Below are 24,796 nucleotides of genomic sequence, written 5' to 3'. Positions count from 1 at the left end.
CTTACACGTCCGGAGAACCCGCAATGTCCATGATCAAGAGCCCCGATGAGATCGCGCGGATGCGCGAGGCCGGGAGGGTCGTGGCCAATGCATTGGCCGCCGTGAAATCGGCTGCAGGAGTCGGCGTGGCACTCAAGGAGCTGGATGAGGTGGCAGCGGCATTAATTTCCGACGCCGGGGCTGCTCCCGCTTTTCTCAATTACCATCCGCGGTGGGCAAGTGTGCCGTTTTCTGGCGTGATCTGCACCAGCGTTAATGACGCAGTGGTGCACGGCGTGCCAAACGAATACAAGCTCCAGGACGGCGACCTGCTGAGCGTTGACTGCGGAGCGTTCGTGGACGGTTGGTGCGGCGATGCGGCCATCAGTTTCGTCGTGGGTACAGCCAATCCGGAGGACATCGCGCTGATCGAGGCGACAGAGGCAGCACTGGCGCGCGGAATTGATGCCGCCAGGGTCGGCAACAAGATGGGGGACCTGGCGTATGCGATCGGCGGCGCTGCGCGGAGGGCAGGGTACGGCTTGCTGGCGGATCACGGCGGACACGGCATCGGCCGCACTATGCATGCTGATCCTGCCGTCCCCAACGAGGGCAGGCCTGGACGTGGCATCAAGCTCACCAAAGGATTGGTCATTGCCATTGAACCCATGCTGATTCTTGGGGGCAAGGATGATTACTACCACGACGACGACGAATGGACCTTGCGGTCCACCAGCGGCCGCCGCGCCGCCCACAGCGAGCACACCGTGGCCATAACCGCCGACGGCCCTGTCATCCTGACGCTTCCTTAACGCAGCTGGGCCCAGCATTCCTCTCTCGTAACCATTGCAAGGCGGTCTCCCGGTCGCACTATAGTGGTTAGCGCTAACAGCCCTCAGTCACAAAGGAACGCCATGGCACTCACAGAGCACAACATCAGCTTCGGGCCATACACGGCCATTGTGACGTCCAGGAGCGGGGCCCTGCGGGAACTGCGCCATGAAGGCCGCGACCTGGTGATCAGCTTCGGTCCGGAAGGTGGCATTCCTGACTACCGAGGGACGATCTGTGCCCCTTGGCCCAACCGGCTTGCTGACGGTATGTACAGCTTCCACGGAATGCATTATCAGGCTGAGATCAATGAACCGGAGCGCGGAACGGCGCTCCATGGCCTTGTTATCGGCAAGACCTGGGAAGTGCGTCACGAGGGATCTTCTTCGATCAGTCTGGGCACCACGGTGACGGGCGGGCCAGCTTATCCGGGCGATCTGGACATCAGCGTCACTTATGAGCTCCAGGAAGACGGTCTGCACAGCACGGTCACTACCCGGAATACGGGAGACCAAGCCGCCCCCTATGGTGTTTGTCCCCATCCCTACCTCGTTGCAGGCCCTGCCCCCTTGGACGAATGGACACTGCAAATGCCCGCCGCTGCTTTCCTGGAAGTCACCCAGGACAGGTTGCTGCCTGTGCGGACGGTAACAGTTGAGGGGCATGACTTTGATTTCCGCAGTGAAAGGCTTTTGGGATCGGTGGAGATTGACCATGCCTTCACCGATATCGAAATGTCCTCCGGCTCTGCGTCCGTTCGCGTCTTTGATCCTTCAGGCTCGGGCGTCGAGCTCGAATGGGACCATCAGTGGCCCTGGTTGCAGATCCACACCGCTGACAAGCCCACGGGCCCATCGCGGCTCGGGCTGGCGGTGGAACCCATGACCTGCCCGCCGGATGCCTTCAACACCGGTGTGGACGTCGTCGAATTGGCCCCCGGCGCTACCCACGAGGGTGCCTGGATCATCAGGGCCCTTAGCCGCTGACCTTGTCCAGCCTCACCACGGCGCGGCCCGGCGTCGTGGTGTCCACCAGCCTGAAGCCGGCGGTCAGAAACAAGGATAACGGGCCGTGGTAAAGGTCGGCGGCACCGGCCTTCGGCCTTGCGGCCGGATCGATCGGGTAGCCCTCCACCATGGCGGCACCATGGGTGAAGGCGTGTTCCACGGCCGCCTGTAGTAAGGCCGCTGCAATTCCCTTGCGGCGGTGTCCGGAGGCGACGACGAAACAAGTGACTGACCATATGTCGCCAGGAACGGGAAGTTCAGCCAGACGCGGAGCCGCATCGCGCATCAGTTGCGAACGTTCAATGCGGGGATAGCAGGAGCGGGGTTCCACCGCGCACCATCCCACCGGCTTGCCCTCGAGGTAGGCCATGACTCCTGGTTCCGGTTTGGGGGAGTCGAAACGGGCGCGTAACTGACTTTTCCGCTCCTCTGGAGAGGTGTTGTTGTATTCAGAGGAAGTCAGGGTGAAAAAACGGCACCAACAGCGGGAGGGGTCACCGCGAATTCCGAACAGGGTCTCAACGTCGGGCCAAAGAGCCGGGCCAGTGGTGACCGCTGAATCCGGAACATCGTTCATCTTCGGCATGCCAAAAGGCTAGACGCCCTGCACGCCGTTGACTACTGCCTGTGTCCCGCGCTGACAGCAGCGGGAGTTGCCTCAGTGACCAATCCTGCTTCCGTTGAGATCCAGCCGCGGCTTAGGAGCCATCGTTCACAGAGCCGGGTCCATTGCCTGACGCTGGCGTCATCGGAAGCCAAGCCCAAACCATGGCGGCCGTGCGGAAACACATGCAGCTCCGTGGGTACGCCGGCCCTGGTCAGGGCTGAGACGTAGCCCAGACTGTGTTCGGCATCCACTGCCGCGTCATCTGCCGTGTGCCAGGCGAACGTGGGGGGTACGGTTGGGGTGACATTCAGCTCTGCTGACAGGTCTCTGAGGGAAGGGGCGGAGGGGGAGACGCCCAACAGATTATCCACGCATCCTTGATGCACGGCGGACGTGAACGAAACCACTGGATAGCAGAGGACGGCGAGATCAGGCACAGACGTATCGGTATCCAGTGAGGCGTCTCCGGTTGCAACGGAGGTGGACAGTGTCGCGGCTACATGGCCCCCGGCAGAAAAGCCCAGAACCCCGACCCTTTCCGCATCCACGGGCAAACCATGTGTGCCTGAGCGGATCCATTGCACTGCACGTTTGGCGTCTATCAGGGGAGCCGGGTGCCGGTGCGGTGCAACTCGGTACCGCAGCACAAAGGCGTGCACACCCAAGGAAGCGAGCCAGCGGGCAACTGGTTCTGCCTCGTGTTCTGCATGATGGGCATAACCGCCGCCTGGGAGCACCAGCATGGCCGGCAGGGCATGAGCTGCCGGAGTGCCCGCAGCCACTACTGTCATTCCTTCCGGCATGGAGAAAGCCTGGGCTACGGGGTCCATTGCGTGCTCCGACGAAGCTTGACCTCGCCGGTAACCGCTGGCCCCTGACCGTCACCAAGGTGGGCTGCGCCAGTACTTCCTTGCTGGTGCCCCGACTCGTCCGCCGTCTTTGATCTGGCCAAAGTTTCCTTCCGGCTGTGACCGGCGGTGCTCATGGTTGCCAGGCGGCCGATTTCTTCCAAAGGTAGCCGGACCGTGGAGAGTGCGGGACGGAAATCCCTGAGGGTCTCAATGTCGTCGAACCCTGCGACAAGGGTGTCACGGGGAATGCGCAAACCCTCCTCCCGCAATGCAGCAACGACACCTATGGCCATGACATCGTTGGCAGCGAAGATACAAAGCCTGGATTTCTTTGTGTCAGCGGGATCTGCGCCGTCCTGTGCTTCCTGGGAGGAGCGGATGCGATCGGCCAACTGGCGTCCGGCGTCATACCCCCCGGCCCGGTTGAAGGATGTGTTCACAACCTCGGCGGGGGCGCGGCCTGCATTGGCAAGCCCCTTCTGGAAACCGCGAATGCGGTCATCCGAGGTAACGAGTCCCTCCGGGCCACCGACTATTACAAACTCGCCGGTGTGGAGTTTGGCAAGTTGGCCGGCAAGCTCTGAGGCAAGCTGCTCATTGGGAAGCTCCACGAGGTGATAGCCCTCGGATCTCCCCGCCCCGACAATTGCCTGACCGACAATTCCCACATGACCGCCGTTGCGGCAATACCTGTCCAGCTCGGCGGCCAGTTCGCTGTTGGCCTTCTGGTCCTCCGGCCGCGAGGACCGGGAACCGGCTATGACGATCGCATCGGCCCGACGGGCAGCAAAAGCAGCGACGGCCTCCTTTTCGTCTGCCGGAGTTCCTCCAGTGGTTGCAAGAAGCACCATCTTGTTCTGGGTCTTGGCTACGCTTTGGACCCCTCGCGCGATGGCGGAAAAGTAAGGATCTGCAATGTCGTGGACGATGAGTCCGATGAGTCCGGAACTCGACTTCGCCAACGCCTGGGCTTGTGCATTGGGAATGTAGCCCAGCTCCTCAGCGGCCTGACGCACACGTTCGGAAACGCCAGGTCCCGGTTTACGGTCGGATCCGTTGAGCACCCTTGAGGCTGTGGCTGGTGACACGCCAGCCAGGCGCGCCACCTCGGTCAGGGTACTTGCTGCCACGGGGAAATCTCCTGTTCGGCAAAACTTCTGCGTTTTCCACATTATGACAGGTGTGACGACTTTCAGGAAAGCGCTTGCCAAGTCTGGCTGGAAAGGGCATCATGAATGAAACGGGAATGCGCTTTCCCACCACTACTGCGTTACAGCAATGAGCTGTGGAGGACACATGGGCTACGAAACAAAGACGATCCGCATCGCCATGAACGGCATCACAGGCCGGATGGGATACCGGCAGCACTTGCTCCGTTCCATCCTGCCTATCCGGGACGCCGGGGGATTCACTCTTGAAGATGGCACCAAGGTCCAGGTCGAACCCATCCTGGTAGGCCGAAACGAAGCCAAAATCCGTGAACTTGCCGAGCTCCACAAAGTAGCTGAGTGGAGCACCGATCTGGACGCCGTCATCAATGACCCCACTGTGGACGTTGTCTTCGATGCCTCCATGACCAGCCTGCGTGCTGCCACCCTGAAAAAGGCCATGCGGGCCGGCAAGCACATTTTCACTGAGAAGCCCACGGCCGAGACGCTTGAGGAAGCCATCGAACTGGCACGCATCGGCAGGGAATCCGGCGTTACCGCCGGCGTTGTCCATGACAAGCTCTACCTGCCCGGTCTCGTTAAGCTCCGCCGCCTTGTAGATGAAGGCTTCTTTGGACGCATCCTCTCTATCAGAGGCGAATTCGGATACTGGGTCTTCGAAGGCGACGTCCAGGCGGCGCAGCGGCCTTCCTGGAACTACCGCAAAGAGGACGGCGGCGGAATGACCACCGATATGTTCTGTCACTGGAACTACGTTCTTGAGGGCATCATCGGCAAGGTTAAGAGCGTCAGCGCCAAGACAGCTACCCACATACCCACCCGCTGGGACGAGTTGGGCAAGGAGTACAAGGCCACCGCAGACGACGCCTCGTACGGCATTTTCGAACTGGAAACGCCTGGTGGCGATGAAGTAATCGGCCAGATCAACTCATCCTGGGCCGTGCGGGTTTACCGCGATGAGCTCGTGGAGTTCCAGATCGACGGAACGCACGGCTCAGCAGTCGCAGGCCTGAACAAGTGTGTTGCCCAGCAGCGTGCGCACACTCCGAAGCCTGTCTGGAACCCGGACCTCCCCGTGACGGAATCCTTCCGCAGCCAGTGGCAGGAAGTTCCGGCAAATGCCGACCTGGACAACGGCTTCAAGCTGCAGTGGGAAGAGTTCCTGCGTGATGTCGTCGCTGGACGGGAGCACCGCTTCGGCCTCCTTTCCGCTGCCCGTGGCGTGCAGCTCGCCGAGCTGGGTCTGCAGTCCTCGGACGAACGTCGCACCATCGACATCCCGGAGATCACCCTCTGATGACTTCCCTGATCCTTCCCACTTCCGACGGCGGAACGCGCGAGTACCGCCTCCAATCGGCTCCTTCCTGGCCTAAGCCGACAGCTCCGCTGACGTCGCGCAGGGCTTACGCTGCAGCCCATGTCATTCCGGAAGTAACGGCCGACAATACCCCCGGCGCGCCTGCCCGCCTCGACTGGGAAGCCACGCTGGCCTACCGCCACGAACTGTGGTCCTACGGCCTTGGCGTTGCCGATGCCATGGATACGGCGCAACGGGGCATGGGCCTGGACTGGGCAGCGACCCAGCAGCTCATCAAGCGCAGTGGTGCCGAAGCGGCGTCGGTCGTGGCAAGCGGAAACGCAGCCACCGCTGGAAAGTCCGTTCGTGATCTCGTTTCATGCGGCGCCGGCACAGATCAACTGGATCTGGATTCGCTGCTCCCCGGCCCGGAGGGCGTCCAGGCTGTCCTCAACGCCTACCGTGAGCAGATCGCCGTCGTCAGCGAAGCAGGACCTAAAGTCATCCTGATGGCTTCCCGTGCCTTGGCCAAGGTGGCCTCGGGTCCTGATGACTACCTCCACGTGTACGCAACCCTCCTTGCAGAAGTGGACCGGCCAGTTATCCTGCACTGGTTGGGCACCATGTTCGATCCCGCCCTGGCGGGATACTGGGGATCGAATGACGTCGCTCAGGCCACTGAAACCTTCCTGGGCCTTATTCGGGAGCACGCGGACAAGGTGGACGGGGTAAAGGTCTCGCTCCTCGACGCCGGCCATGAAGTGGCCCTGCGTGCGTCGCTGCCTGAAGGAGTCCGCCTCTACACCGGAGACGACTTCAACTACCCTGAGCTCATCCACGGTGATGGCAGCAGCCACTCAGATGCCTTGCTGGGAATTTTCGCCGCCATCTATCCTGCGGCATCGGCCGCCTTGCAGAGCTACGACGCGGGAGATGCGGAGAAGGCCCGGGCCATCCTGGACTCCACCCGGGAGTTGGGCAAGCACATCTTCAGTGCTCCGACTTTCTATTACAAGACCGGTATCGCCTTCATGTCCTGGCTGAACGGCAAGCAGCCTGGTTTCCAAATGGTGGGCGGACTGCATTCGGGTCGTTCCGTGGTCCATCTGGCCCAGACGTTCGAACTCGCTGACCAGGCCGGCCTTTTGAAGGATCCTGCCCTCGCAGCTTTCCGGATGTCCGACTACCTGAGGATCAACGGGGTGGGAGTATGAGCGACTTCTCGAGGCTTTCACTGAACAGTGCCACCACCAAGAAGTGGACGCTGGCCGAGGCTGTGGAGGGTTGTGCCCGGGCCGGAATCCCGGCCATCGGCCCGTGGCGGGACCGCGTTGCCGAGGCAGGGCTGGAAAAATCGGCCAAGCTGATCAAAGACGCCGGGCTGCGGGTTTCATCGCTCTGCCGTGGAGGGTTCCTGACTGCACCGGATGCAGAGGGACAAGCCGCAGCGTTGGCGGATAACCGTGCCGCCATATTGGAGGCAGTTGCCCTGGACACCAGGGAGCTTTTCCTCGTGGTTGGTGGGCTGGCCCCGGGGGAGAAGGATGTTGTGGCCGCCCGCCAGCGTGTGGCCGACCGTTTGGAGGACCTGGTGCCTTTCGCCGTCGAGCACGGCGTTCGGCTCGTGTTGGAGCCTCTTCACCCCATGTACGCGGCGGACCGCGCACTCATCTCCACCCTTGGCCAGGCACTCGATCTTGCGGCACCGTACGGGACGGACGCTGTCGGTGTCGCCGTCGACTCTTTCCATGTGTGGTGGGATCCGGAGCTGCATATGCAGATCAAGCGGGCGGGCAGGGAGAACCGCATCGCTTCTTATCAGGTGTGCGACTTCAACCTGCCCATCGCCGCGGACGCCCTGTTGTCCAGGGGCATGATGGGCGACGGCGTCATTGACTTTGCGACTATCGGCACCTGGGTCAGGGATGCCGGTTACACCGGAGACATCGAAGTCGAAATTTTTAATCAGGAGATCTGGGACGCCGATGGTGACAGCGTCCTGGCTTCCATGAAGCAGCGGTACGCGGAGCTTGTTCTCCCGTACGCCTGAGTGGCCTGAGTCAGACTGCGGGCCCTTGCTTCGTCACGGCAAGGGTCCGCACCCCACGAAACGGTCCTGCATCGCCTTTGCGGTGCGGGACCGTTCGCGTTCCCCACGCCGAACTGTCGAGCTCGCCGGTAGAGGAGTCTGCGAGACTCGCCCTCGACATAGCCGCGCCACGGGTTTAGCTTGGGCACATGACTGAGATTCCGGATGAATACCGGGCAGTGAGCGGCGATGGTCAGATTCAGGAAAATGAGGAAGATACTGGCCGTGAATCCCTCGAGGGGGACCTGGCCAGGAATGTTGACCCTGACATCTCCGAGCTTGACGACGAGGCCCCTGACGGGAATCCGGTGAATCGCGATCCCTGAGCGGCGCTATTTAGTGTCCGGCGTCTTGATGTCCGGCGTCGCTATCTGACCGTGGGCGTTCGGACAGCCTGAGCCCGGCGGTGCGCCGCGGTGCGCAGCTGGATGATCCGTGCAGCGCCTGCGATTGCCACTAGTACCCCGCCGGCGACTGCTGCGATGAACAGAGCCATCCCCAAGGACACAGCCCCCTCGAGTCCCAGGAACCTCACCTGCACATAGTCTTGGTTCTGCAGGATGAAGACGATAAGGAGCACCAGGACCACGAGGGCCGTGGCCACGGAAACCCACACCATTCCGGCTCGGGTAACCCGTCTCTCAGCCGGCGCCGCAGCCGGGACCGGGCGCTCGGAAGCCTGGATGCGGCTGGCTTCGGTGCCGCCTGCCGTCCCTGCCGCAGGTACACTTCGGCCTGGACTTTCCGGCGTGACATAGCCCGCCCGGGCTTCGCGAGGCTCGGGCGGATCCTGATGGTTGGGTTGTTGTGTCATGGCTTTTCATCCTCCCCAAAGGCAGCTCTCCAGAGGCAGCTACCCCTGGAATGGCGGGGTTGCCGGCGGCGGCCCGACCGCCCTACTTCGAATCATAAGCCCAATCAATGAAATTACTAAGCATGCTTGCCAATAGGATGATAAGCATGCTTATTATGGATGTCCGGACCGGGGGAGGCTGCCTCATTTTCCAAGCTGGAAAGACGAGATCCAAGGAGAGAAACATGCTCACCAGGGACAATATCGACGAACTGCTTGACAGGGGCGGCAGTGTGCTCACCACTGACGGAGACAAGATTGGCTCCATCGGGCAGGTGTATATCGACGATGACAACGATCAGCCCACCTGGGTCACTGTAAAGACCGGGCTGTTCGGTACATCGGAGTCATTCGTCCCCCTTGAGGGCGCTCGTCTTGAAGGCAACGACATCCTTGTGCCTTACTCAAAGGACCAGGTGAAGGACGCTCCGCGCGTCGAGAACGATGGCCACTTGGAGCCCACCGATGAAGACCGGCTCTACGAGCACTACAGCCTGGGCCGCACCTACAGCGAAGCAAAGGCCGGTATAGGTGGCGTCGGGCCCGCTGAGGCAGACGATGACAGAACAAATGCAGCCGGCACCGTCGGCCGCGACACGTCCGGACCTACCACCGACGACGCCATAACGCGCTCCGAGGAGCGGCCCCATGGTGAGACCGGACGCCCGGAGACTGGCAGGGCAAGGTTGCGTAAGTATGTGACCACCGAAAAGCGTGACTAAAACAGTTCCCGTCCAAAACGAGGCCTCTGCTGTTGGTGGTCAGACCAGAGACTGGTCGTCGGTTTGCGTCCGGCGGTCCCCGGCGAGTCGTGGGAGACTTGCCGCCGCAACCACTAGTGCGAGCGCACCAAGCCCGAGTGGAAGACTGGTGAGCGTCGCGATTCCGCCTACCAGCAAAGGCCCGCCGGCATCTCCAAGTTCCCGGCCGAGCTCGGCGGAACCCATGGTCCTGCCGATCCGTTCAGGTGGAGTGGTATCTGCCAGGTGGGCAAAGCCAATTGGTGTGGCGGCGCCGACCCCGGCGCCAATCGCCACTGCTGCGATGAAGATCGTTATAGGCCCTGGGGCGACCGCCAGGACCCCGACTCCTCCTGCCGTCAGCAAAAGTCCTGCTGTCATGCCCTGGGTGTCGGAGATGCTTCCCCTGTCGCGGAGGTGGCCGACCCTTGGCTGGATGAGTACTGAGGCGATGGCCAGGACGCTGACTGCAGCAGTGCCGGCAAGGGGATCAAGGCCATGGCGGGTAGCCAATGCGGGAAGAAACCCAATAGCCGCACCGAGCGCCGACGTCGACGCCGCCAGCCCCAGTGTGGGGACGAGGAACCGCCGTTCCGTGGCCTGGCGTGCCAGATCCAGCACTGTGTAGCGGTGCCGGGGAAGCGGCGGAAGGTTGGGTACGGCCACCACCACCCACACGGCCGTGGCAGCTGCCAGTACTGACAATGCGCCAAACAAAAGGGCAAAGCCGCCCGCGAGAATCAAACCGGCTCCCAGCAGCGGCCCGATGACGTATCCCAGGCTCTTCCAGGAACCGTAACGGCCGAAAAAGGTTCCGGCATTCTTTCCTCGGGCCAGTCTGGCAACCATGGCGGAGGACGCGGGGGAGAAGGCCGAAGCAGCCGCTCCCTGCCCAAGACGGGCAAGACCCAGCATGAGCGGATCGGCTCCCCACAGCCCGATAAGTGAGAGTGCGGCGAAGGCCAGGAGCCCCCCGACAATAACGGGCTTCGTGCCTATCCGGTCGCTGAGGGCGCCGAAGACTGGTTTGAGGAATACCTCCGAGATGTCGTACACGGCGAGGAGGATGCCCAGGTTGAGCAAGGTCAGGCCGATGTTTTCGCTTTGTGCACCCATTCCGGCGGCAATGCTGTGGGCGCCAAAAGCGGTCACAAAACCTGCCGCATACAAAGCGGCCGGGGGTTTCCGTGCGGTCAGTTCGGGAGCAGCCGACTTCATAAGGGGCAGCTCCTGGTTGGACGAGGGAGGCACGAACGTATTCAACGGAATCGGCTCTGGCCTGTGTCTCCACAGGCCAGAGCCTCATTCCTGTGCCCCAGGAGGGAATCGAACCCCCGACCGGCGGATTAGAAGGCCGCTGCTCTATCCCCTGAGCTACTGGGGCAGTACGTGTCCTCGAGGCTGTCCAAGAGGCAACTCAAAAAGTTTACAGTGACTTGCTCCCGGAAACCGCCAGCTGTCCCATGCGATTTTCACTTGTCCCCAACACACTCTCATGAGCGGAGTTTTGCACATAGCCACGTTGATCCCTCGCTGCGGCTGACACCCTCGATGAAGCTGGAAGTGCCCGCTTGGGCAGCACACTTCGAGACAGGACATCACCATGACTGACAACATTACGGTCCGTGGCTTCGTGGTCACCGAGATCAAGACTTCAACGACGCCAGGCGGAACGGCCACCGCGTCCTTTCGGATTGGCTCCACGGACCGCCGCTTTGACCGCGCCACCAACGCCTGGGTGGACGGCAATACCAACTGGTTCACTGTGCAGGGGTACCGGCAACTGGCAGGCAACCTGGCCTGCAGCATCAAGAAGGGGCAGCGCGTCATCGTGGTTGGCCGCCTCAAAATGCGCAGTTGGGAGAAGGACGGGCGTATCTACCACGTGGCGGAAATTGACGCCGAATCCGTCGGTCACGACCTCATGTGGGGTTCAGCCAACTTCATCCGGACCTCTGGGCAGAACGGACAATCCAGTACCCAGGCTGTGCAGATTGCCCCTGAGGGAGATTCCGGGCGCGCGTCCGGCGAATTCGTTGCAGAGCCGGACGACGACGGCCCGGGACGCGAACCCGGCGACGCTTCCGACGTGCCGCCAGGGATGGAAGAACCACCCTCAGTTTTCGTCGATGAGGAAAGCGGAGAGCTGTTCGCCGTTGATTCCAGTACTGGCGAGCTGACGGGCGCCGCGGCCTGATAAAGAACAGGATCGCTGTGTCACGGCTTCTCAAGGCAGTTTCGGTGAAAGGCGGCGCCGCAGCTGCAGCGGCGTCGCCGGGCGCAGGGCGCCCGGGTGCCGAAAGGGGCGCGAACTGCATGGCAGAATGGCAAGGTGATGCGAGCGACTAAACCTCTGAGGCCGACCCGTCGTACGCCAACCCTTCGTATTTTGCCCGCACGCCATCAGCGCGCAGCAGTTCTGGCATTTCTCGTGCTCATCGCGTCGTCTGCCTGCACGCCCCCCGCCGGTACGGATGTGGGCGGCCCGGCTTCTCCTGGGGGCTCCGCCACGCCGAATGCTGGTTCTCCCTCGGGTGCAGGCTCCGCGCTCCCCACTCCTTCCGCCGCAGCCCCGGCCCCCGCCACCGCCCTCCTGAGGGACAAGGTTGAACACGCCCTCAAGAATCTGGCGGCCGGTTCGGCCAAGCCCACGAGGGACCAGATGGTTGCCGCGCTTACTGCTGCAGGGGTGTCGTCGTCCGCGTTGGAAGTGTCAGCCAGCCAGACTCCTACAGGCCTGGAAGTTGATGCGATAGAAGCTGCGGCGCTTCAGGATAAGGACTGCGTGATCGGCCAAGTACGCGAGGGAAAGGTCACGGTGATCATTCTGCCCGTGCTCTCTACCGGCAAATGCTTCGCAGGTACACAGCTCTGAACTGTCAGGACGCCTGGTTCCTTCCATGTCCTTAGACCGTCCCGAATGTGAGTTATCCCGGCCGACCCACTAGATTTGGAACCATGGCGGAATTTATCTACACAATGACCAAGGCCCGTAAGGCTGTTGGCGAAAAGCTCATTCTCGACGACGTCAGCATGTCGTTCTTTCCCGGAGCCAAGATCGGTGTGGTCGGCCCCAACGGCGCCGGTAAATCCACCATTCTCAAGATCATGGCCGGCTTGGACACACCTTCCAATGGCGAAGCGCGGCTCAGCCCCGGCTACTCTGTGGGCATCCTGCTTCAGGAACCGCCGCTGAACGAAGAGAAGACAGTCCTCGGCAACGTCCAGGAGGGCGTCGGCGAAATCATCGGAAAGATCGAGCGTTTCAACGCCATCTCCGAGGAAATGGCCAGCCCCGACGCCGACTATGACTCCCTGCTCGAGGAAATGGGCCACCTCCAGGAAGCGATTGACGCCGCCGACGCCTGGGACCTGGATTCACAGCTGGAACAGGCAATGGATGCTCTTCGGTGCCCGCCAGCGGACGCCAACGTGACGCTCCTTTCCGGCGGTGAGCGCCGCCGCGTGGCCTTGTGCAAGCTGCTGTTGCAGAAGCCTGACCTGCTGCTTCTCGATGAGCCCACCAACCACCTCGACGCCGAGAGCGTGCTATGGCTCGAGCAGCACCTTTCCAACTATCACGGCGCTGTTTTGGCCGTAACCCACGACCGTTACTTCCTTGACCACGTAGCCCAGTGGATCGCCGAAGTGGACCGCGGGCACCTCTACCCGTATGAAGGCAACTACTCCACTTACTTGGAGAAGAAGCGTGCGCGCCTGGAAGTTCAAGGCAAAAAGGACGCCAAGCAGGCCAAGCGACTGACAGAAGAGCTTGAGTGGGTCCGCTCGAACGCCAAGGGCCGGCAAACCAAGTCGAAAGCCCGCCTGGCTCGGTACGAGGAAATGGCGGCGGAAGCTGACCGCACGCGCAAGCTCGACTTCGAGGAGATCCAGATTCCGCCCGGACCGCGCCTGGGCGGACTTGTGCTCGAAGCCAAGAACCTGCAGAAGGGCTTCGAGGACAGGACCCTCATTGACGGACTGTCCTTCTCGCTGCCCCGCAACGGCATTGTCGGCGTCATCGGCCCGAATGGTGTGGGTAAGACCACCTTGTTCAAGACCATCGTCGGGCTTGAGCCCCTCGACGGCGGCGACCTGAAGATCGGTGACTCCGTCAAGATTTCCTATGCGGACCAGAGCCGCGGTGGGATCGATCCCAACAAGACGCTGTGGGAGGTAGTTTCCGATGGTTTGGACTACATCCAGGTAGGCCACGTCGAAATGCCCTCCCGGGCATACGTGGCAGCTTTCGGATTCAAGGGCCCGGACCAGCAGAAGAAAGCAGGAGTGCTTTCCGGCGGTGAGCGTAACCGTTTGAACCTGGCTCTGACCCTCAAGCAGGGTGGAAACCTTCTGCTCCTTGACGAGCCCACTAACGACCTCGACGTCGAAACGCTCAGCAGCCTTGAAAACGCCCTCCTGGAATTCCCTGGCTGCGCTGTGGTCGTCTCTCACGACCGCTGGTTCCTCGACCGGGTGGCAACCCACATCCTGGCCTACGAAGGTGATGAGGAGAACCCGTCCAAGTGGTACTGGTTCGAGGGCAACTTCGAGTCCTATGAGGAGAACAAGGTGGAGCGGCTCGGTCCCGATGCCGCGAAGCCGCACCGTGTGACTCACCGGCGCCTCACGCGCGACTGATCCTTACGGGAAAAGTCCGGAAACGAAGAAGGCCGGCTTGGCGGATATCACCCGCCGAGCCGGCCTTTCGTTTTGCCCAATGCTGTTGCCTGACTTTTTTACCGTTCGGCTTTTCGCATCTGGTGCTTGAGAACCTTGGACTGGACAGCACCCACCACCTTATTCTTCAGGTCGGTAGGGATCCGGACCATGCCTTCCTGCGCCACCGAGGCAACATGGCGGCCTTCCCGGTCGAAGATCTTGCCGGTGGCCAGGCCCCGTGCGCCCTGGGCGCTGGGAGACTCCTGCACGTAGAGCAGCCACTGGTCAACCCGTACCGGGCGGTGCCACCACATGGCATGGTCAAGGCTGGCGACGCTCATTCCGGGGGTGACCCAGCTCAGGCCGTGCTTTCGCAGGATCGATTCCAGGATGGTGTAATCGCTGGCGTACGCGAGGGCGGCCCGGTGCATGTTGGCGTCATCCGGCATGGGTCCGAACGTTTTCATCCAGACCGCGTTCCTGGCTTCTTTGGTGCCGTTGGCTGACACATACAGTGCGGGGTCGACGTGCCGGATGTCTATGGGACGCTCGTAGGCCCAATGCCTGGCGACGGGATGATCGTACCTGCCCAGGAGGTCGGCGGTGCTGGGCAGCGATTCAGGTTCCGGAATTCCCAGCGGCATCTCGGACTGGTGGTCAAGGCCCTCGTCGTCCTCCTGAAAGGAGGCGATCATCGAGAGGATCGGTGTGCCGTCCTGGTAAGCGTGGACACGGCGGGCCGAGAACGACCTCCCGTCGCGGAGACGTTGCACGCCGAAAGTGATGGGTTGGTTTGCATCCCCGGGACGGAGGAAATAACCGTGCATCGAATGCACATGGCGGGCCGGATCCACGGTGCGGTTTGCGGCAATGAGCGATTGGGCCAGAACCTGGCCTCCGAAAACACGTTGCCGCGGCTGCCGCTGTGACGGACCCATAAAGATGTCCTCATCCGTCCGGGCACCTTCGAGTTCCCCCAGATCAAGAAGTTCGATCAAGGAGGTGGTGGGGTCCTGCGTGGGCAATGCCTGCAATCCGGCTTCCGCTTCAGTCATGGTTTGACTCTAGACGTCACCCCGGTACTGCTCAACCGGACACCTGGCGGTAGAGTCCTTAAGGTGTCAGATGTTCTCACCCAACCTTTCCGTTTCGCCGATCCCCAGGATCTGGCGGACCTCCGTACGTACGTGACCCGTGCAAAGGCGGTGGACGACGGCGCCATCCGGCTGCAGGCGTCCGGATCGGTCCTTGCTGCTTATGTGTGCGTATTGCGGCCGAGGCTGCTCGGCGAAGCCACGCCCACCATCCTCGGCCTGCGCACTATGGCTTTGGCGGAGCCAGCCGAAGCTGACGTTACTGTCACACTCGCGGCGGTCCTTGACCGTCTGGCACGGGCAGGGGAGTCCGACGTCGAACTCCCGGTCCCGCCGTCGACGGTCACCGAGTCCTGGGCGGGGGTCGGCGCGCCGCGGACCGGCTGGGAGCTCCTGGGCTCACTGACAGACTCTGCGCTGAAGGATGCCGCGCAAGCCGGGATCGCCGAGGTCGCGCGGATTGTTCCGGATAAGCCCGGTGCCCTCATCGTCAACAACGCAAGGGCATCCGTCTGGGGGCGTGATCTTCCCGGGGCCGGGGGACTCCCCACCGGAGCGGCCTTCGCCGCCCTGACTTTGGGTTTTCTCGGCAGCGGTGAGCACCAGCTTTACCGCGCCGGGCGCTGGTTCAGGCTCAGCAGCCCCAGGGGGCATGTCCTTGCCCGGAGCGGCGCGGGACTCGGGCTCTGACCGTTACTCTCTAAGCGCGTGAGGGGCCGTTGCCGGAAGGGCTGTTAACCATGGACAGTGCGGCGCGCTCCATGTAGTCCCACAGGGTATTTTCGTACAGCGGCGGAAGTTCGAGGGAGTCAACAGCCGTCCGCATGTGGAGCAGCCACCGGTCCTTCGCTTCAGGAGTGACGCTGAACGGCATGTGCCGCATCCGGAGCCTGGGGTGGCCGCGTTCTTCGCCGTAGGTGGTGGGCCCACCCCAATACTGTTCCAGGAACATCAGGAAGCGGCGCTTGGCCGGTTCAAGATCCTCTTCGGGATACATCGGCCGCAGGATCGGGTCCGTTGCAACGCCGTCGTAGAAGACGTCAATGAGCTTCACGAACGTGTCGTGGCCCCCTACGGCATCGTAAAAGTTGTCAGTGTAGCCCGGCTGGCTGAATGGATCATTCTGCATCAGCATCTTCGGCTGCCCGGGCTCGACGGGGGAATTGGTCATAACTACTCTCCGGCTTTCTGCGATGTTGGTGCTTCATCGTCGTCTGCAACTTCCGGCTGCGGTTCCGGGGGAACATAGGTCCCCTGCGACCGGTTGCCCACCCGGAGGATCTCGCCATTGCGCAGGTACCAGATGGTGCCGTCCTCGGCGAGTACCCTGGTGATCCGCAAGCCCATGGACTCCACTGTGCCCACCACTTCGCTGGTCTCGATGACGTCACCGATTCCGTACTGGTCCTCAATGGTGATGAAGATCCCGGCGAGGAAGTCACGGATCAGCTGCTGGGCGCCGAAGCCGATGGCGATACCCAGGATGCCGACGCTCGTCAGCAGTGGCGCGATGTCGATATCCAGGTTGCGGAGCACATACATGGTGGTGATGGTTGCGACGAGCACCCCCACCACGCTGTTGAGCAGGGAACCGATGGTGTTTGCCCGCTGCACTCGCCGCTCATGGTCAAGGGCACGCAACGCCGGCGCCACCCACCGGAAATGGGGCTTCTTAAAGAAACTGCTCCCGGATGCGACGCGTCGGGAGATCCGGGAAATCACGAAGGTCGCCGCCAGCCAGATGGCGACACCAACACCCAGGCTGATCACAATTCCCGGAACGCTGATTCCGTCCGTGGCGGACGTAAGGGGCGGTGCGATCGACAACGTGCTGTACATCTGTGGATGTTCTCCTCACTGCACCGGCTGGTGCCGGGCGTACTTCTACGGGGGTTATTTCTACCGGACTTTACCGGCGTTCACCCGGCGCATAAACTCTGGTTACTTTCAACACTAGCGCCGTAGCGTGGCCACATGCGCATCCTGATTCTTGGCGGTACAGCTTTCCTTTCGGCGGAAATTGCCCGGCAAGCGGTAGCAGGCGGCCACAACGTGACGTGCCTGGCACGGGGCTCAACCACGGAACCCCCGGCCGGCTCCCACTGGATCTCAGCGGACCGCAGCGAAGGAACTTCCGCCTATGCTGAAGCCGCCCGGGAATGGGACGCAGTCATCGACGTGGCACGCGATCCGTACCAAGCGGAGGCTGCCCTGGAGTCGTTGGGGGACCGGGCTGCGCATTGGACCTTCGTGTCGAGTTGTTCAGTCTATGCAGATCATTCAGTACTGGGAGCCGGCGAGGACGCGATGCTGCTGAACCCGCTGCCCGACAGCACACCATTCTCTCCCGAAGTCTATGGAGAGGCCAAGTCGGCCATCGAGGCGCTGACCCTCAGATGCGTCCAGCCCATCTCTGCAGGGCAGGCCTGATCGGCGGCCCAGGCGACGAAACCGACCGCTACGGGTACTGGCCTGCCCGGTTTGCGCGGGCCGCCGCCGAGCGCACCGGGCCCGCTTTGGTGCCGGACATTCCCGACGCAGCCACCCAGATAATCGACGTCAGGGATCTCGCCGCGTGGGTCCTCTGTGCAGCCCGGCAGGGGATCACGGAACCCTTGAATGCGGTTGGCACAGTGGTCCCCTTCCGAGAGTACATTGAGGAATCGCAAAGGCTGACCGGTGCCACGGATACAGTCAAAGCCCCCGAAGACTGGCTCATCAATCAAGGAGTTGCTCCTTGGGCTGGCCAGGATTCGCTCCCGCTGTGGCTGCCGCCGGACCACGAAGGATTCTGTGCCCGCAGCAACTCAGCCGCCGTTGCGCGCGGGCTTACCCTGAGGCCCTGGCAGGACACCCTCCGTGACACGCTTGAGGATGAACGGAACCGCGGACTGGACAGGGAGCGGAAAGCCGGGCTCAGTCCCGCGACTGAACACCGTCTGGTAGCAAGCCTGCTCCCTGCGGGCCAGGGCCGGGCGTATTGACGACTAGGCAGCGGCGACCTCGGAAGTCGGGGAATGACGAACGGGAAAGTTCACGCTCCGTGCGATGAAGCACAACTGGTTGGCTTCGTGATGCATGTCCGCCAGCAGCCCGTCCGGCGTAGCCTCAGCTGTGGTCACATGGGGATTGAGGGTGGCCTCCTCGAACTGGCCGCTGCCGTCCCGGTTGAGGCGCATCACGGCGTCGGCATGGTCCTCGTAGTCCGTCACCACAACCCCGCGCTTCACTGCCACGTGAAGGAAGGAAAGCATATGGCATTGTGACAGGGCGGTGAGCAACAGCTGTTCGGGGTTGTAGCGGGTCCTGTCCCCGTGGAACGTGGGGTCCGCCGAACCCTTCAGGACGGGCAACCCCTCAATCCGGATGTCGTGGTCGCGGGAATACGCCCGGTAGGCCGATGTTCCGGTACCGAGGTTGCCTGTCCAGCGGACAGTGACGGAATAGCGGTGTTCAGCCAATGTCATGTCCTAATCCTCATCAGCCTTCCGGGCTCGCAGTGCCCGGGCCACGGCGTCGCGGTTTTCCAGCATCATGCGCCTGAGCGCTGCGCTTTCTTCGGGAAGGGCGGCGATGAACTCGTCCGTCCTGTCCACCGTGGCCTGCGTTGTCAGCTGGGAGGGGTAGAGCCCGACGACGATCTGCTGGGCCAGCGCATGGGTGCGGGACGCCACGATGCCGGGGACGGCGTCGAAATACTTCTCCACGTACGGCTCGAGGAGCGAGGAGTCCAGGACCCGGGAGAAGCCGGCAACAGCCGAGGCCTGCAAGGCGTTGGAGAGCTCTCCGTTGACCACGATCGAATCCCAGGCCGCCGCTTTGGCTTCCGGGGTGGGAATGGCCGCTTTAGCCAGTGCTGCTGCGTTCTGGCCATTGGAGGTGTTGTCACGTTCAAGTTCCTCGTCAATCCGGCCCTGATCAGCCCTGCCACCGGCAACCAGCGAAACCAGGAGCTCCCACCGGAGGTCCTGGTCAACGGTAAGCCCGTCAAGGACCACGGAACCCTCCAGCAGTCCGGCCACGGTGTCCAGTTGACCGGCGCTCCTGGCGAGGAGGGCGTAGGACTTGACGAACTGCAGCTGGGCGTCGGAGGCCGGCGGGACCGCACCTGCGAGTTCCCACAACCGGTCCGCTGCCGAAATTGCCGTTGCTTCCTTGTGGGCTTCTGCCACGTAGAAGTTCAATGTAGTGGCAAGCTGGCGCAACTGGACCAGGATGACCGACGAGTCCGATTCCTGAGCGATGTTGGCGAGAACGAGCTCAACGTAACCGCGGGCGGGGGTTTCGCCGTCACGGGCGGCGTCCCAGGCTGAACCCCAGACCAGCGTGCGTGGAAGGCTCTCGCTGAAGTCCTTGAGGTGCGCCGTGGCCGTGGCCAGGGATTTAGGGTCCAGACGGACCTTGGCATAGGCCAGGTCATCATCGTTCAGCAGGATGAGGTCAGGCTGCTGCAATCCGGCCAGGGCGGAAACTTCCGTGCGCTCGCCGTCGACGTCGAGCTCTGCGCGGTGGACCCGTTCCAGCTTGCCGGCGTCCGTGAGGTTGTAGAACCCCACAGCCAGCCTGTGCGGCCGGATGGTGGGCTGGTCCTCAACAGCGGACTGGAGGATGGCGAACGAGGTGACGGCGCCTTCGTCGTCGACTTCCAGTTCGGGCTTGAGCGTGTTCACTCCAGCCGTTTCGAGCCAGAGCCGGCCCCAGGCGTCCAGATCCCGCCCGCTGGCAGTCTCCAGCTCAGCCATTAGGTCGCTGAGCTCCGTGTTCTGCCAGGCGTACTTACGGAAATACTCCCGCACGCCAGCCATGAACTGTTCCGGGCCCACCCAGGCCACCAGCTGGCGCAGTACCGACGCTCCCTTGGCGTAGGTGATGCCGTCGAAGTTCACCTCAACGTCCTGCAGGTCGTTGATTTCGGCAAAAATGGGGTGCGTGGTGGGCAGCTGGTCCTGACGGTACGCCCAGGATTTCTCCACTGAAGCGAACGTGGTCCAGGCGCGATCGAACTTGGTGTTCTCCACCGCCGCGAGATGGGACATGTACTCGGCGAAGGACTCATTCAGCCACAGGTCGTTCCACCACCGCATGGTCACGAGGTCTCCGAACCACATGTGGGCCAGTTCGTGCAGCACAGTGATGGCACGGCGCTCCACCTGCGCTTCGGCCACCTTGCCCCGGAAGATATAGCCCTCCAGGATGGTCACCGCGCCGGCGTTCTCCATGGCTCCCGCATTGAATTCGGGAACAAAGAGCTGATCGTACTTATCGAAGGGATACGGGCAGCCAAACTGGGTTTCGAAAAACTCGAAGCCCTGCCGGGTCAGGTCGAAGATGTTATCGGCGTCGAGGTACTGCATCAGCGATTTCCGGGCGTAGATTCCCAGGGGAACAACCCTGCCGTCGGAGCTCTTCACCTCGCTGCTGACTGACTGGTACGGCCCGGCGATGAGGGCAGTGACGTAGGACGACAGCCGTGGTGTCGCGGCGAATTCCCACACGGACCGGGCACCGCCGTCGACGGCCGGGATGGTCTCCACCGGCGCTGGTGTGGGCGAGTTGGACACCACATTCCAGTGTGAAGGGGCAGTGACAGTGAACGTGAAGGTCGCTTTGAGGTCCGGCTGTTCGAACACAGCGAACATTCTCCGTGAATCCGGGACCTCGAACTGGGTGTAGAGGTAGACCTCGTTGTCTACCGGATCGACAAAACGGTGGAGGCCTTCGCCCGTGTTCATGTAGGGCGCATCCGCAACAACCAGGAGTTCGTTCCGCTCCGCAAGTTCGGGGAGCTGGATCCGGACACCGTCGGCCACAACGGAAGGATCCAGGGCCAGCCCGTTGAGGGTGACACTGTGGACAGTCTCCGTCACTGCATCGATAAAGGTGGACGAACCGGGTCTTGCAGCGAAATTCACGGCGGTGGTGGTGCCGAAGACCTTGTCCCCTTTGGTCAGGTCCAGGCTGACTTCGTACGACTCGACGGTGATCAGTTCGGCGCGCTCGCGCGCTTCGGCGCGCGTCAGGTTCATACCTGGCAAAGTGTTGCCTCCAAAAAGGTTGCGGCTGCCGGTGGGAAACTGCCTCCACCAAGCACTGTGAAGTCATTCTTTCATTTAGGGCAGCGTTGGCAAGTTACACAGCTCACACGCCCGCCGGCAGGGGTAGCGTTGAACCATGGGAACGTTCCGTGACGCTGTGGATGCCAAGGCTCTGCGGTTCGCTTTGGGATTTCCGGTGTTGTTGGCCGCGGCATTCGTGGTCTGCGCCGTTCTCCTCCGTCCTGACCTGCCCGAGCCCTTGGCTGTCCTGTGGACGTCCGACGGCGTTACGGGCTTTGCGCCGTTTCCTGCCTTTGTGGGGGTCGGCGGAGGCCTCATTGTGATCATCAGCTGGCTGGTCCTGCTCCAGGCCGTCCCCGTCTCCAGGCCGGTGCTCATGCGCAGGATCATGATGGGAACAGGTATCTCACTGAGCCTGTTCATAACCGCTGTCCTGGCTGCGGTGCTGGTTGGCCAGGCAGGCGTGGCTGACGCCCGGGCGGCGCAGGTTGACGCCATTGTGCTCGCGATGGGAAGCGGCTTTGCCCTTGCCATGGGTGTGGTGGTGGGCTTTGTCTTCAAGGCAGATGAGCAGTGGTCGGTTGACGATGACCGTGCGCTGGAACAGGCCCTCGAGCAGCAACTCGATCCTGATCTTGCGCGCGACAACGTCAGGCTTTGGGTCCATGCCCGCAGTTCGGTCTTTGTGATGCTCATTGTGGCCACGCTGTTCCCGGCGTCGCTGATTGCACTGGCCCTGCCATGGCTTAGCGGCCTGCTGGTGGCGGTGGCGGCAGTGCTGGCAGCGTTTCTGTTTGCGCGCATCACTGCTGACCGGAGCGGCCTTCGCGTCTTTGTGGCCGGTTTCGTCCGCGTTATGAACGTGCCCGCAGCCACGATTTCCTCTGCCGCCGCCTCCAACGTACGGGCCGCCGAATACGGGGGATGGGGATACCGGAGCCACGGGGACACTACAGCAGTGCTGGTCAGCAGTGGTCCCGCTGTGGTGCTGAAGCAAACTGACGGACAAAGGGCAGTTGTCAGCGGCGGCAATCCGGACTCCGCACAGAGGCTGGCCGAGGTGTTGTCACGAGTGGCCGCACGGGCGCGGGGGGAGGGCCGTTCCTAGTAGTCTTAGCTTCAACCCCAAGACAGCCCGGACGCTTCCCGGTGCTCACCACCAGAACGGACAACGCCGTGACCACATCCCCTTCATTTCCGCGGGTTCATATCGCCACAGATCACGCCGGTATGGAGCTCAGCGCCCACCTCGTCCGCCACCTCACCTCGCAGGGGTATGACGTAGTGGATCACGGACCCAAGGTCTACGACGCACTCGACGATTACCCGTCCTTCTGCATCAACGCAGCCCTGGCTGTTGTTGCAGACCAGCAGGCGGGTGTCCACGCTCTCGGGATTGTCCTGGGCGGTTCCGGTAACGGTGAACAGATCGCGGCAAACAAGGTCAAGGGCGTAAGGGCCGCACTGGCCTGGAACCACTCGACGGCCACCCTGGCCCGCGAACACAACGACGCGAACGTCGTCGCAGTCGGTGGACGCCAGCACAGTGTCGAGGAAGCCACCGCGCTCATCGAGGCATTCCTCAAGGAACCTTTCAGCAACGACGAACGGCACGTCCGCAGAATCTCGAAGATCGCCGCCTACGAGACCACCGGTGAGGTCATCGACTAGTGCCCGAAGGGCATTCGGTACACCGCCTCGCCCGGCAGTTCCGGGACATCTTCCTGGGAAAACAGCTCAGCGTCAGCAGCCCCCAGGGAAGGTTCTCCGCCGGTGCCAGGCTCCTGGACGGACACACGCTCTCCGCTTCGCAGGCTCACGGAAAGCATCTCTTCCTCGAGTTCAGCCATGGCCTTTTCCTGCACGTCCACCTGGGCCTGTACGGGGCCTGGAACTTTGGTGGAGATGATTCCTTCCGTGGCGCCTCGAGTATCGGTGCTCCCCGCACAGTGGGGGAGCAGGAAGTGTTCGACGACGGCGCTCCCATCATATATGCCGGCCCGCCGGAACCGGTAGGAGCTGTCAGGGTACGGCTGGTGGGCAGCCACGGCTGGGCTGATCTCAGGGGAGCCACGACGTGTGCCGTCATTACGGCGGAGGACCTCGCCACTGTGCTCAAGCGGCTGGGCCCTGACCCGCTGCGGAACATGCCGGGGGACAGGGAAACCTTCGTTCGTGGCGTGCTGACCAGACGAACCCCCATTGCGGCGTTACTTATGGACCAAAAGGTGATTGCCGGCGTCGGAAATGTCTACCGGGCGGAACTGCTCTTCAGGCAGCGGCTAAACCCTTGGCTGCCCGGGACGTCGCTGACACCTGCCGCTGCTGAAGAGTTGTGGGATGACGCAGTGTCGATGATGTCCGACGGTGCCCGGGACGGGAGGATCATCACCACCCCTTCCGCATACTGGTCCGCCGGGCCCGATCTCCTGCCGGATCAGGAGGAGGCCCATTTCACTTATCGCCGCCAGGGCCTCGAGTGCCGGGTCTGCGGCACGCCCATAGCAATGACCGAACTCTCGGCCAGAAAACTTTATTGGTGCCCTGTCTGCCAGCAAACCGGTTGAGGTAGCCTGACAACGATGGCCCCCGAACCAGCCCTGCTCGAAGATGCAGGGCAACCGTGGACCGCGACGACTTATGCACTCAACACTCTCCGGGACTGCGGGCTGGATGCTGGCGCGCTCGCCGGTACAGCCGGGCTGCTGGCGGCCAACAGCCGGTGGGAGTATGACAACCTCCCGTATTGGGGCGGAGAGGTGGACTGCTGCATCAATGCATTCACACTTTCCAACAGTCTCTGGCTCGGGGCCGACGTCTCCGGGGTCGCCCAGTGGTTTCTCGACCACCGGATGGCCGACGCCGGCTGGAACTGCGAGTGGATGGAGGGCTCCACCCGCTCCTCCTTCCATTCCACGCTTAACTCGCTGAAGGGCCACGATGGCAAAGCACCCGATCCGCGGCTCGCAGAAGCGATGGGAGTGATCCGCGCAGCCCGACGTCCCGACGGAACGTGGCTGCAGGAACGCCGTCATCCAGGGCGGTGTGGTTCGAGGTCGACGTGCCTCCTGGCCAGCCGTCCAAGTGGCTCACTTTCTACGGCACCCGCGTACTTGCTTGGTGGGACGAGGAGAACGGCGCGAGTCAACCAGCCTGATTTCAGCCACTGATTTCAGGCAAAAAGAAACACCCTGGTCCGGGGACCAGGGTGTTGGCAACTGGAGGGGACGACGGGAATCGAACCCGCGTAATCAGTTTGGAAGACTGAGGCTTTACCATTAAGCTACGTCCCCGGGAAGGCGCAACAACAGCGTCTGTAGCTATTCTCGCAGATCTTTCCGGTGGCTTCTTCAAGCCGGATACAACTAAACCTAATTCATGCCCCAAGTGTCAAATGTGCATTCCAAGCCAAAATCCCCGTAGACTGTCCTGTGCACTAACGGGGTGTAGCTCAGCTTGGCTAGAGCGCCTGCTTTGGGAGCAGGAAGTCGCAGGTTCAAATCCTGTCACCCCGACTCTGCAGTCCCGGCCGACGGCCGGACAGGACCTTGAGTTCGCAGA

Annotated in this window: 24 protein-coding genes, 3 tRNA genes and 2 pseudogenes; 17 read left to right on the top strand and 12 right to left on the bottom strand. The window is 62.3% G+C overall.

What is annotated here, in order from left to right; all coding sequences use genetic code 11:
- Positions 1 to 23: 23 nt before the first annotated feature.
- Entirely contained in the window at positions 24 to 791 is a 768-nt protein-coding gene (gene map / locus M1D88_RS12490) for a type I methionyl aminopeptidase (RefSeq protein ID WP_458111161.1), read from the top strand.
- A gap of 102 nt (positions 792 to 893) precedes the next feature.
- On the top strand, positions 894 to 1,796 hold the full coding sequence (locus M1D88_RS12485; RefSeq protein WP_458111160.1) for an aldose 1-epimerase family protein: 903 nt from the start codon (positions 894 to 896) through the stop codon (positions 1,794 to 1,796).
- Here the strand turns inward: M1D88_RS12485 and M1D88_RS12480 are convergent.
- From M1D88_RS12480 to M1D88_RS12470, 3 genes are read right to left on the bottom strand one after another with little or no spacing between them, the layout of a single operon-like run.
- Positions 1,786 to 2,403, bottom strand: coding sequence for a GNAT family N-acetyltransferase (locus tag M1D88_RS12480; RefSeq protein WP_458111159.1), 618 nt, complete (start codon positions 2,401 to 2,403; stop codon positions 1,786 to 1,788). The two genes, M1D88_RS12485 and M1D88_RS12480, sit on opposite strands and share 11 nt — an antisense overlap.
- Before the next feature lie 32 nt (positions 2,404 to 2,435).
- A complete protein-coding gene (locus tag M1D88_RS12475; RefSeq protein WP_458111158.1) occupies positions 2,436 to 3,254 on the bottom strand; it encodes an alpha/beta hydrolase in 819 nt (272 codons plus the stop codon).
- The gene (locus M1D88_RS12470) at positions 3,242 to 4,405 is read right to left on the bottom strand and encodes a LacI family DNA-binding transcriptional regulator (RefSeq protein ID WP_458111157.1); all 1,164 of its coding nucleotides are present in this window, start codon (positions 4,403 to 4,405) and stop codon (positions 3,242 to 3,244) included. The genes M1D88_RS12475 and M1D88_RS12470 overlap by 13 nt, the downstream gene beginning before the upstream one ends.
- A gap of 166 nt (positions 4,406 to 4,571) precedes the next feature.
- On the opposite strand from M1D88_RS12470, the gene M1D88_RS12465 reads away from it, so the two are divergent.
- The 4 genes from M1D88_RS12465 to M1D88_RS12450 all read left to right on the top strand — a co-directional run bounded on the left by M1D88_RS12465 (position 4,572) and on the right by M1D88_RS12450 (position 8,156).
- Complete coding sequence (locus M1D88_RS12465) at positions 4,572 to 5,741, top strand: Gfo/Idh/MocA family protein (RefSeq protein WP_458111156.1); 1,170 nt, start codon at positions 4,572 to 4,574, stop codon at positions 5,739 to 5,741.
- Entirely contained in the window at positions 5,741 to 6,955 is a 1,215-nt protein-coding gene (locus tag M1D88_RS12460) for a dihydrodipicolinate synthase family protein (protein ID WP_458111155.1), read from the top strand. The genes M1D88_RS12465 and M1D88_RS12460 overlap by 1 nt, the downstream gene beginning before the upstream one ends.
- On the top strand, positions 6,952 to 7,791 hold the full coding sequence (locus M1D88_RS12455; protein WP_458111154.1) for a sugar phosphate isomerase/epimerase family protein: 840 nt from the start codon (positions 6,952 to 6,954) through the stop codon (positions 7,789 to 7,791). The genes M1D88_RS12460 and M1D88_RS12455 overlap by 4 nt, the downstream gene beginning before the upstream one ends.
- Before the next feature lie 188 nt (positions 7,792 to 7,979).
- The gene (locus M1D88_RS12450) at positions 7,980 to 8,156 is read left to right on the top strand and encodes a hypothetical protein (RefSeq protein WP_458111153.1); all 177 of its coding nucleotides are present in this window, start codon (positions 7,980 to 7,982) and stop codon (positions 8,154 to 8,156) included.
- A 41-nt stretch (positions 8,157 to 8,197) separates the two neighbouring features.
- Here M1D88_RS12450 and M1D88_RS12445 read toward each other — a convergent pair whose 3' ends face one another.
- Entirely contained in the window at positions 8,198 to 8,644 is a 447-nt protein-coding gene (locus M1D88_RS12445) for a LapA family protein (protein WP_458111152.1), read from the bottom strand.
- 224 nt (positions 8,645 to 8,868) lie between these two features.
- On the opposite strand from M1D88_RS12445, the gene M1D88_RS12440 reads away from it, so the two are divergent.
- The gene (locus tag M1D88_RS12440; protein ID WP_458111151.1) at positions 8,869 to 9,405 is read left to right on the top strand and encodes a PRC-barrel domain-containing protein; all 537 of its coding nucleotides are present in this window, start codon (positions 8,869 to 8,871) and stop codon (positions 9,403 to 9,405) included.
- Positions 9,406 to 9,444: 39 nt separating this feature from the next.
- Here M1D88_RS12440 and M1D88_RS12435 read toward each other — a convergent pair whose 3' ends face one another.
- Together M1D88_RS12435 and M1D88_RS12430 are read right to left on the bottom strand one after the other, a co-directional pair.
- Positions 9,445 to 10,641, bottom strand: a complete 1,197-nt coding sequence (locus M1D88_RS12435; protein WP_458111150.1) for an MFS transporter — start codon at positions 10,639 to 10,641, stop codon at positions 9,445 to 9,447.
- 93 nt (positions 10,642 to 10,734) lie between these two features.
- Positions 10,735 to 10,807: transfer RNA gene (locus M1D88_RS12430), tRNA-Arg, on the bottom strand.
- Between the two features lie 219 nt (positions 10,808 to 11,026).
- On the opposite strand from M1D88_RS12430, the gene M1D88_RS12425 reads away from it, so the two are divergent.
- The 3 genes from M1D88_RS12425 to ettA all read left to right on the top strand — a co-directional run bounded on the left by M1D88_RS12425 (position 11,027) and on the right by ettA (position 14,064).
- Positions 11,027 to 11,620, top strand: coding sequence for a single-stranded DNA-binding protein (locus M1D88_RS12425; RefSeq protein WP_458111149.1), 594 nt, complete (start codon positions 11,027 to 11,029; stop codon positions 11,618 to 11,620).
- Between the two features lie 192 nt (positions 11,621 to 11,812).
- Entirely contained in the window at positions 11,813 to 12,298 is a 486-nt protein-coding gene (locus M1D88_RS12420; protein ID WP_458111148.1) for a DUF6993 domain-containing protein, read from the top strand.
- Positions 12,299 to 12,381: 83 nt separating this feature from the next.
- Positions 12,382 to 14,064, top strand: a complete 1,683-nt coding sequence (ettA, locus tag M1D88_RS12415) for an energy-dependent translational throttle protein EttA (RefSeq protein ID WP_309105393.1) — start codon at positions 12,382 to 12,384, stop codon at positions 14,062 to 14,064.
- 98 nt (positions 14,065 to 14,162) lie between these two features.
- On the opposite strand, the gene M1D88_RS12410 is transcribed toward ettA, so the two are convergent.
- Entirely contained in the window at positions 14,163 to 15,140 is a 978-nt protein-coding gene (locus tag M1D88_RS12410; RefSeq protein WP_458111147.1) for an acyl-CoA thioesterase, read from the bottom strand.
- 63 nt (positions 15,141 to 15,203) lie between these two features.
- On the opposite strand from M1D88_RS12410, the gene M1D88_RS12405 reads away from it, so the two are divergent.
- Positions 15,204 to 15,869 (top strand): hypothetical protein, encoded by a 666-nt coding sequence (locus M1D88_RS12405; RefSeq protein WP_458111146.1) that lies wholly within the window; start codon positions 15,204 to 15,206, stop codon positions 15,867 to 15,869.
- A 10-nt stretch (positions 15,870 to 15,879) separates the two neighbouring features.
- Here M1D88_RS12405 and M1D88_RS12400 read toward each other — a convergent pair whose 3' ends face one another.
- Both M1D88_RS12400 and M1D88_RS12395 read right to left on the bottom strand, forming a co-directional pair.
- Positions 15,880 to 16,350 carry a globin gene (locus M1D88_RS12400; protein ID WP_458111145.1) on the bottom strand — a complete coding sequence of 157 codons (471 nt, stop codon included), beginning with the start codon at positions 16,348 to 16,350 and terminating at the stop codon, positions 15,880 to 15,882.
- 2 nt (positions 16,351 to 16,352) lie between these two features.
- Complete coding sequence (locus M1D88_RS12395) at positions 16,353 to 17,018, bottom strand: mechanosensitive ion channel family protein (RefSeq protein WP_458111144.1); 666 nt, start codon at positions 17,016 to 17,018, stop codon at positions 16,353 to 16,355.
- A 135-nt stretch (positions 17,019 to 17,153) separates the two neighbouring features.
- On the opposite strand from M1D88_RS12395, the pseudogene M1D88_RS12390 reads away from it, so the two are divergent.
- Positions 17,154 to 18,163 (top strand): annotated as a pseudogene (locus M1D88_RS12390) (NAD-dependent epimerase/dehydratase family protein).
- Between the two features lie 3 nt (positions 18,164 to 18,166).
- On the opposite strand, the gene M1D88_RS12385 reads toward M1D88_RS12390, so the two are convergent.
- Positions 18,167 to 18,646, bottom strand: coding sequence for an OsmC family protein (locus M1D88_RS12385; RefSeq protein WP_458111143.1), 480 nt, complete (start codon positions 18,644 to 18,646; stop codon positions 18,167 to 18,169).
- Between the two features lie 3 nt (positions 18,647 to 18,649).
- Positions 18,650 to 21,205 (bottom strand): aminopeptidase N, encoded by a 2,556-nt coding sequence (gene pepN / locus M1D88_RS12380; RefSeq protein WP_458111142.1) that lies wholly within the window; start codon positions 21,203 to 21,205, stop codon positions 18,650 to 18,652.
- 145 nt (positions 21,206 to 21,350) lie between these two features.
- On the opposite strand from pepN, the gene M1D88_RS12375 reads away from it, so the two are divergent.
- The 4 genes and pseudogenes from M1D88_RS12375 to M1D88_RS12360 form a co-directional block, all read left to right on the top strand.
- On the top strand, positions 21,351 to 22,343 hold the full coding sequence (locus tag M1D88_RS12375; protein ID WP_458111141.1) for a hypothetical protein: 993 nt from the start codon (positions 21,351 to 21,353) through the stop codon (positions 22,341 to 22,343).
- 68 nt (positions 22,344 to 22,411) lie between these two features.
- Entirely contained in the window at positions 22,412 to 22,906 is a 495-nt protein-coding gene (locus M1D88_RS12370) for a ribose-5-phosphate isomerase (RefSeq protein WP_309105384.1), read from the top strand.
- Positions 22,906 to 23,802 carry an Fpg/Nei family DNA glycosylase gene (locus M1D88_RS12365; protein ID WP_458111140.1) on the top strand — a complete coding sequence of 299 codons (897 nt, stop codon included), beginning with the start codon at positions 22,906 to 22,908 and terminating at the stop codon, positions 23,800 to 23,802. The genes M1D88_RS12370 and M1D88_RS12365 overlap by 1 nt, the downstream gene beginning before the upstream one ends.
- A 39-nt stretch (positions 23,803 to 23,841) precedes the next feature.
- A pseudogene (locus M1D88_RS12360) lies at positions 23,842 to 24,392 on the top strand (squalene cyclase); the annotation flags it as partial.
- 62 nt (positions 24,393 to 24,454) lie between these two features.
- Here the strand turns inward: M1D88_RS12360 and M1D88_RS12355 are convergent.
- A tRNA-Gly gene (locus M1D88_RS12355) sits at positions 24,455 to 24,528 on the bottom strand.
- A 147-nt stretch (positions 24,529 to 24,675) separates the two neighbouring features.
- On the opposite strand from M1D88_RS12355, the gene M1D88_RS12350 reads away from it, so the two are divergent.
- Positions 24,676 to 24,750: transfer RNA gene (locus tag M1D88_RS12350), tRNA-Pro, on the top strand.
- Positions 24,751 to 24,796 lie beyond the last annotated feature (46 nt).

The organism is Arthrobacter sp. R1-13, assembly GCF_054161475.1.
This window is presented reverse-complemented; position numbering and strand designations above follow the sequence as displayed.

Bases quoted from the DNA above. Each gene is read 5' to 3' on its own strand.
- map (WP_458111161.1), top strand. From the start codon at position 24: ATGTCCATGATCAAGAGCCCCGATGAGATCGCGCGGATGCGCGAGGCC.
- M1D88_RS12485 (WP_458111160.1), top strand. From the start codon at position 894: ATGGCACTCACAGAGCACAACATCAGCTTCGGGCCATACACGGCCATT.
- M1D88_RS12480 (WP_458111159.1), bottom strand. From the start codon at position 2,403: ATGCCGAAGATGAACGATGTTCCGGATTCAGCGGTCACCACTGGCCCG.
- M1D88_RS12475 (WP_458111158.1), bottom strand. From the start codon at position 3,254: ATGGACCCCGTAGCCCAGGCTTTCTCCATGCCGGAAGGAATGACAGTA.
- M1D88_RS12465 (WP_458111156.1), top strand. From the start codon at position 4,572: ATGGGCTACGAAACAAAGACGATCCGCATCGCCATGAACGGCATCACA.
- M1D88_RS12460 (WP_458111155.1), top strand. From the start codon at position 5,741: ATGACTTCCCTGATCCTTCCCACTTCCGACGGCGGAACGCGCGAGTAC.
- M1D88_RS12455 (WP_458111154.1), top strand. From the start codon at position 6,952: ATGAGCGACTTCTCGAGGCTTTCACTGAACAGTGCCACCACCAAGAAG.
- M1D88_RS12450 (WP_458111153.1), top strand. From the start codon at position 7,980: ATGACTGAGATTCCGGATGAATACCGGGCAGTGAGCGGCGATGGTCAG.
- M1D88_RS12445 (WP_458111152.1), bottom strand. From the start codon at position 8,644: ATGACACAACAACCCAACCATCAGGATCCGCCCGAGCCTCGCGAAGCC.
- M1D88_RS12440 (WP_458111151.1), top strand. From the start codon at position 8,869: ATGCTCACCAGGGACAATATCGACGAACTGCTTGACAGGGGCGGCAGT.
- M1D88_RS12435 (WP_458111150.1), bottom strand. From the start codon at position 10,641: ATGAAGTCGGCTGCTCCCGAACTGACCGCACGGAAACCCCCGGCCGCT.
- M1D88_RS12425 (WP_458111149.1), top strand. From the start codon at position 11,027: ATGACTGACAACATTACGGTCCGTGGCTTCGTGGTCACCGAGATCAAG.
- ettA (WP_309105393.1), top strand. From the start codon at position 12,382: ATGGCGGAATTTATCTACACAATGACCAAGGCCCGTAAGGCTGTTGGC.
- M1D88_RS12410 (WP_458111147.1), bottom strand. From the start codon at position 15,140: ATGACTGAAGCGGAAGCCGGATTGCAGGCATTGCCCACGCAGGACCCC.
- M1D88_RS12400 (WP_458111145.1), bottom strand. From the start codon at position 16,350: ATGACCAATTCCCCCGTCGAGCCCGGGCAGCCGAAGATGCTGATGCAG.
- M1D88_RS12395 (WP_458111144.1), bottom strand. From the start codon at position 17,018: ATGTACAGCACGTTGTCGATCGCACCGCCCCTTACGTCCGCCACGGAC.
- M1D88_RS12385 (WP_458111143.1), bottom strand. From the start codon at position 18,646: ATGACATTGGCTGAACACCGCTATTCCGTCACTGTCCGCTGGACAGGC.
- pepN (WP_458111142.1), bottom strand. From the start codon at position 21,205: ATGAACCTGACGCGCGCCGAAGCGCGCGAGCGCGCCGAACTGATCACC.
- M1D88_RS12375 (WP_458111141.1), top strand. From the start codon at position 21,351: ATGGGAACGTTCCGTGACGCTGTGGATGCCAAGGCTCTGCGGTTCGCT.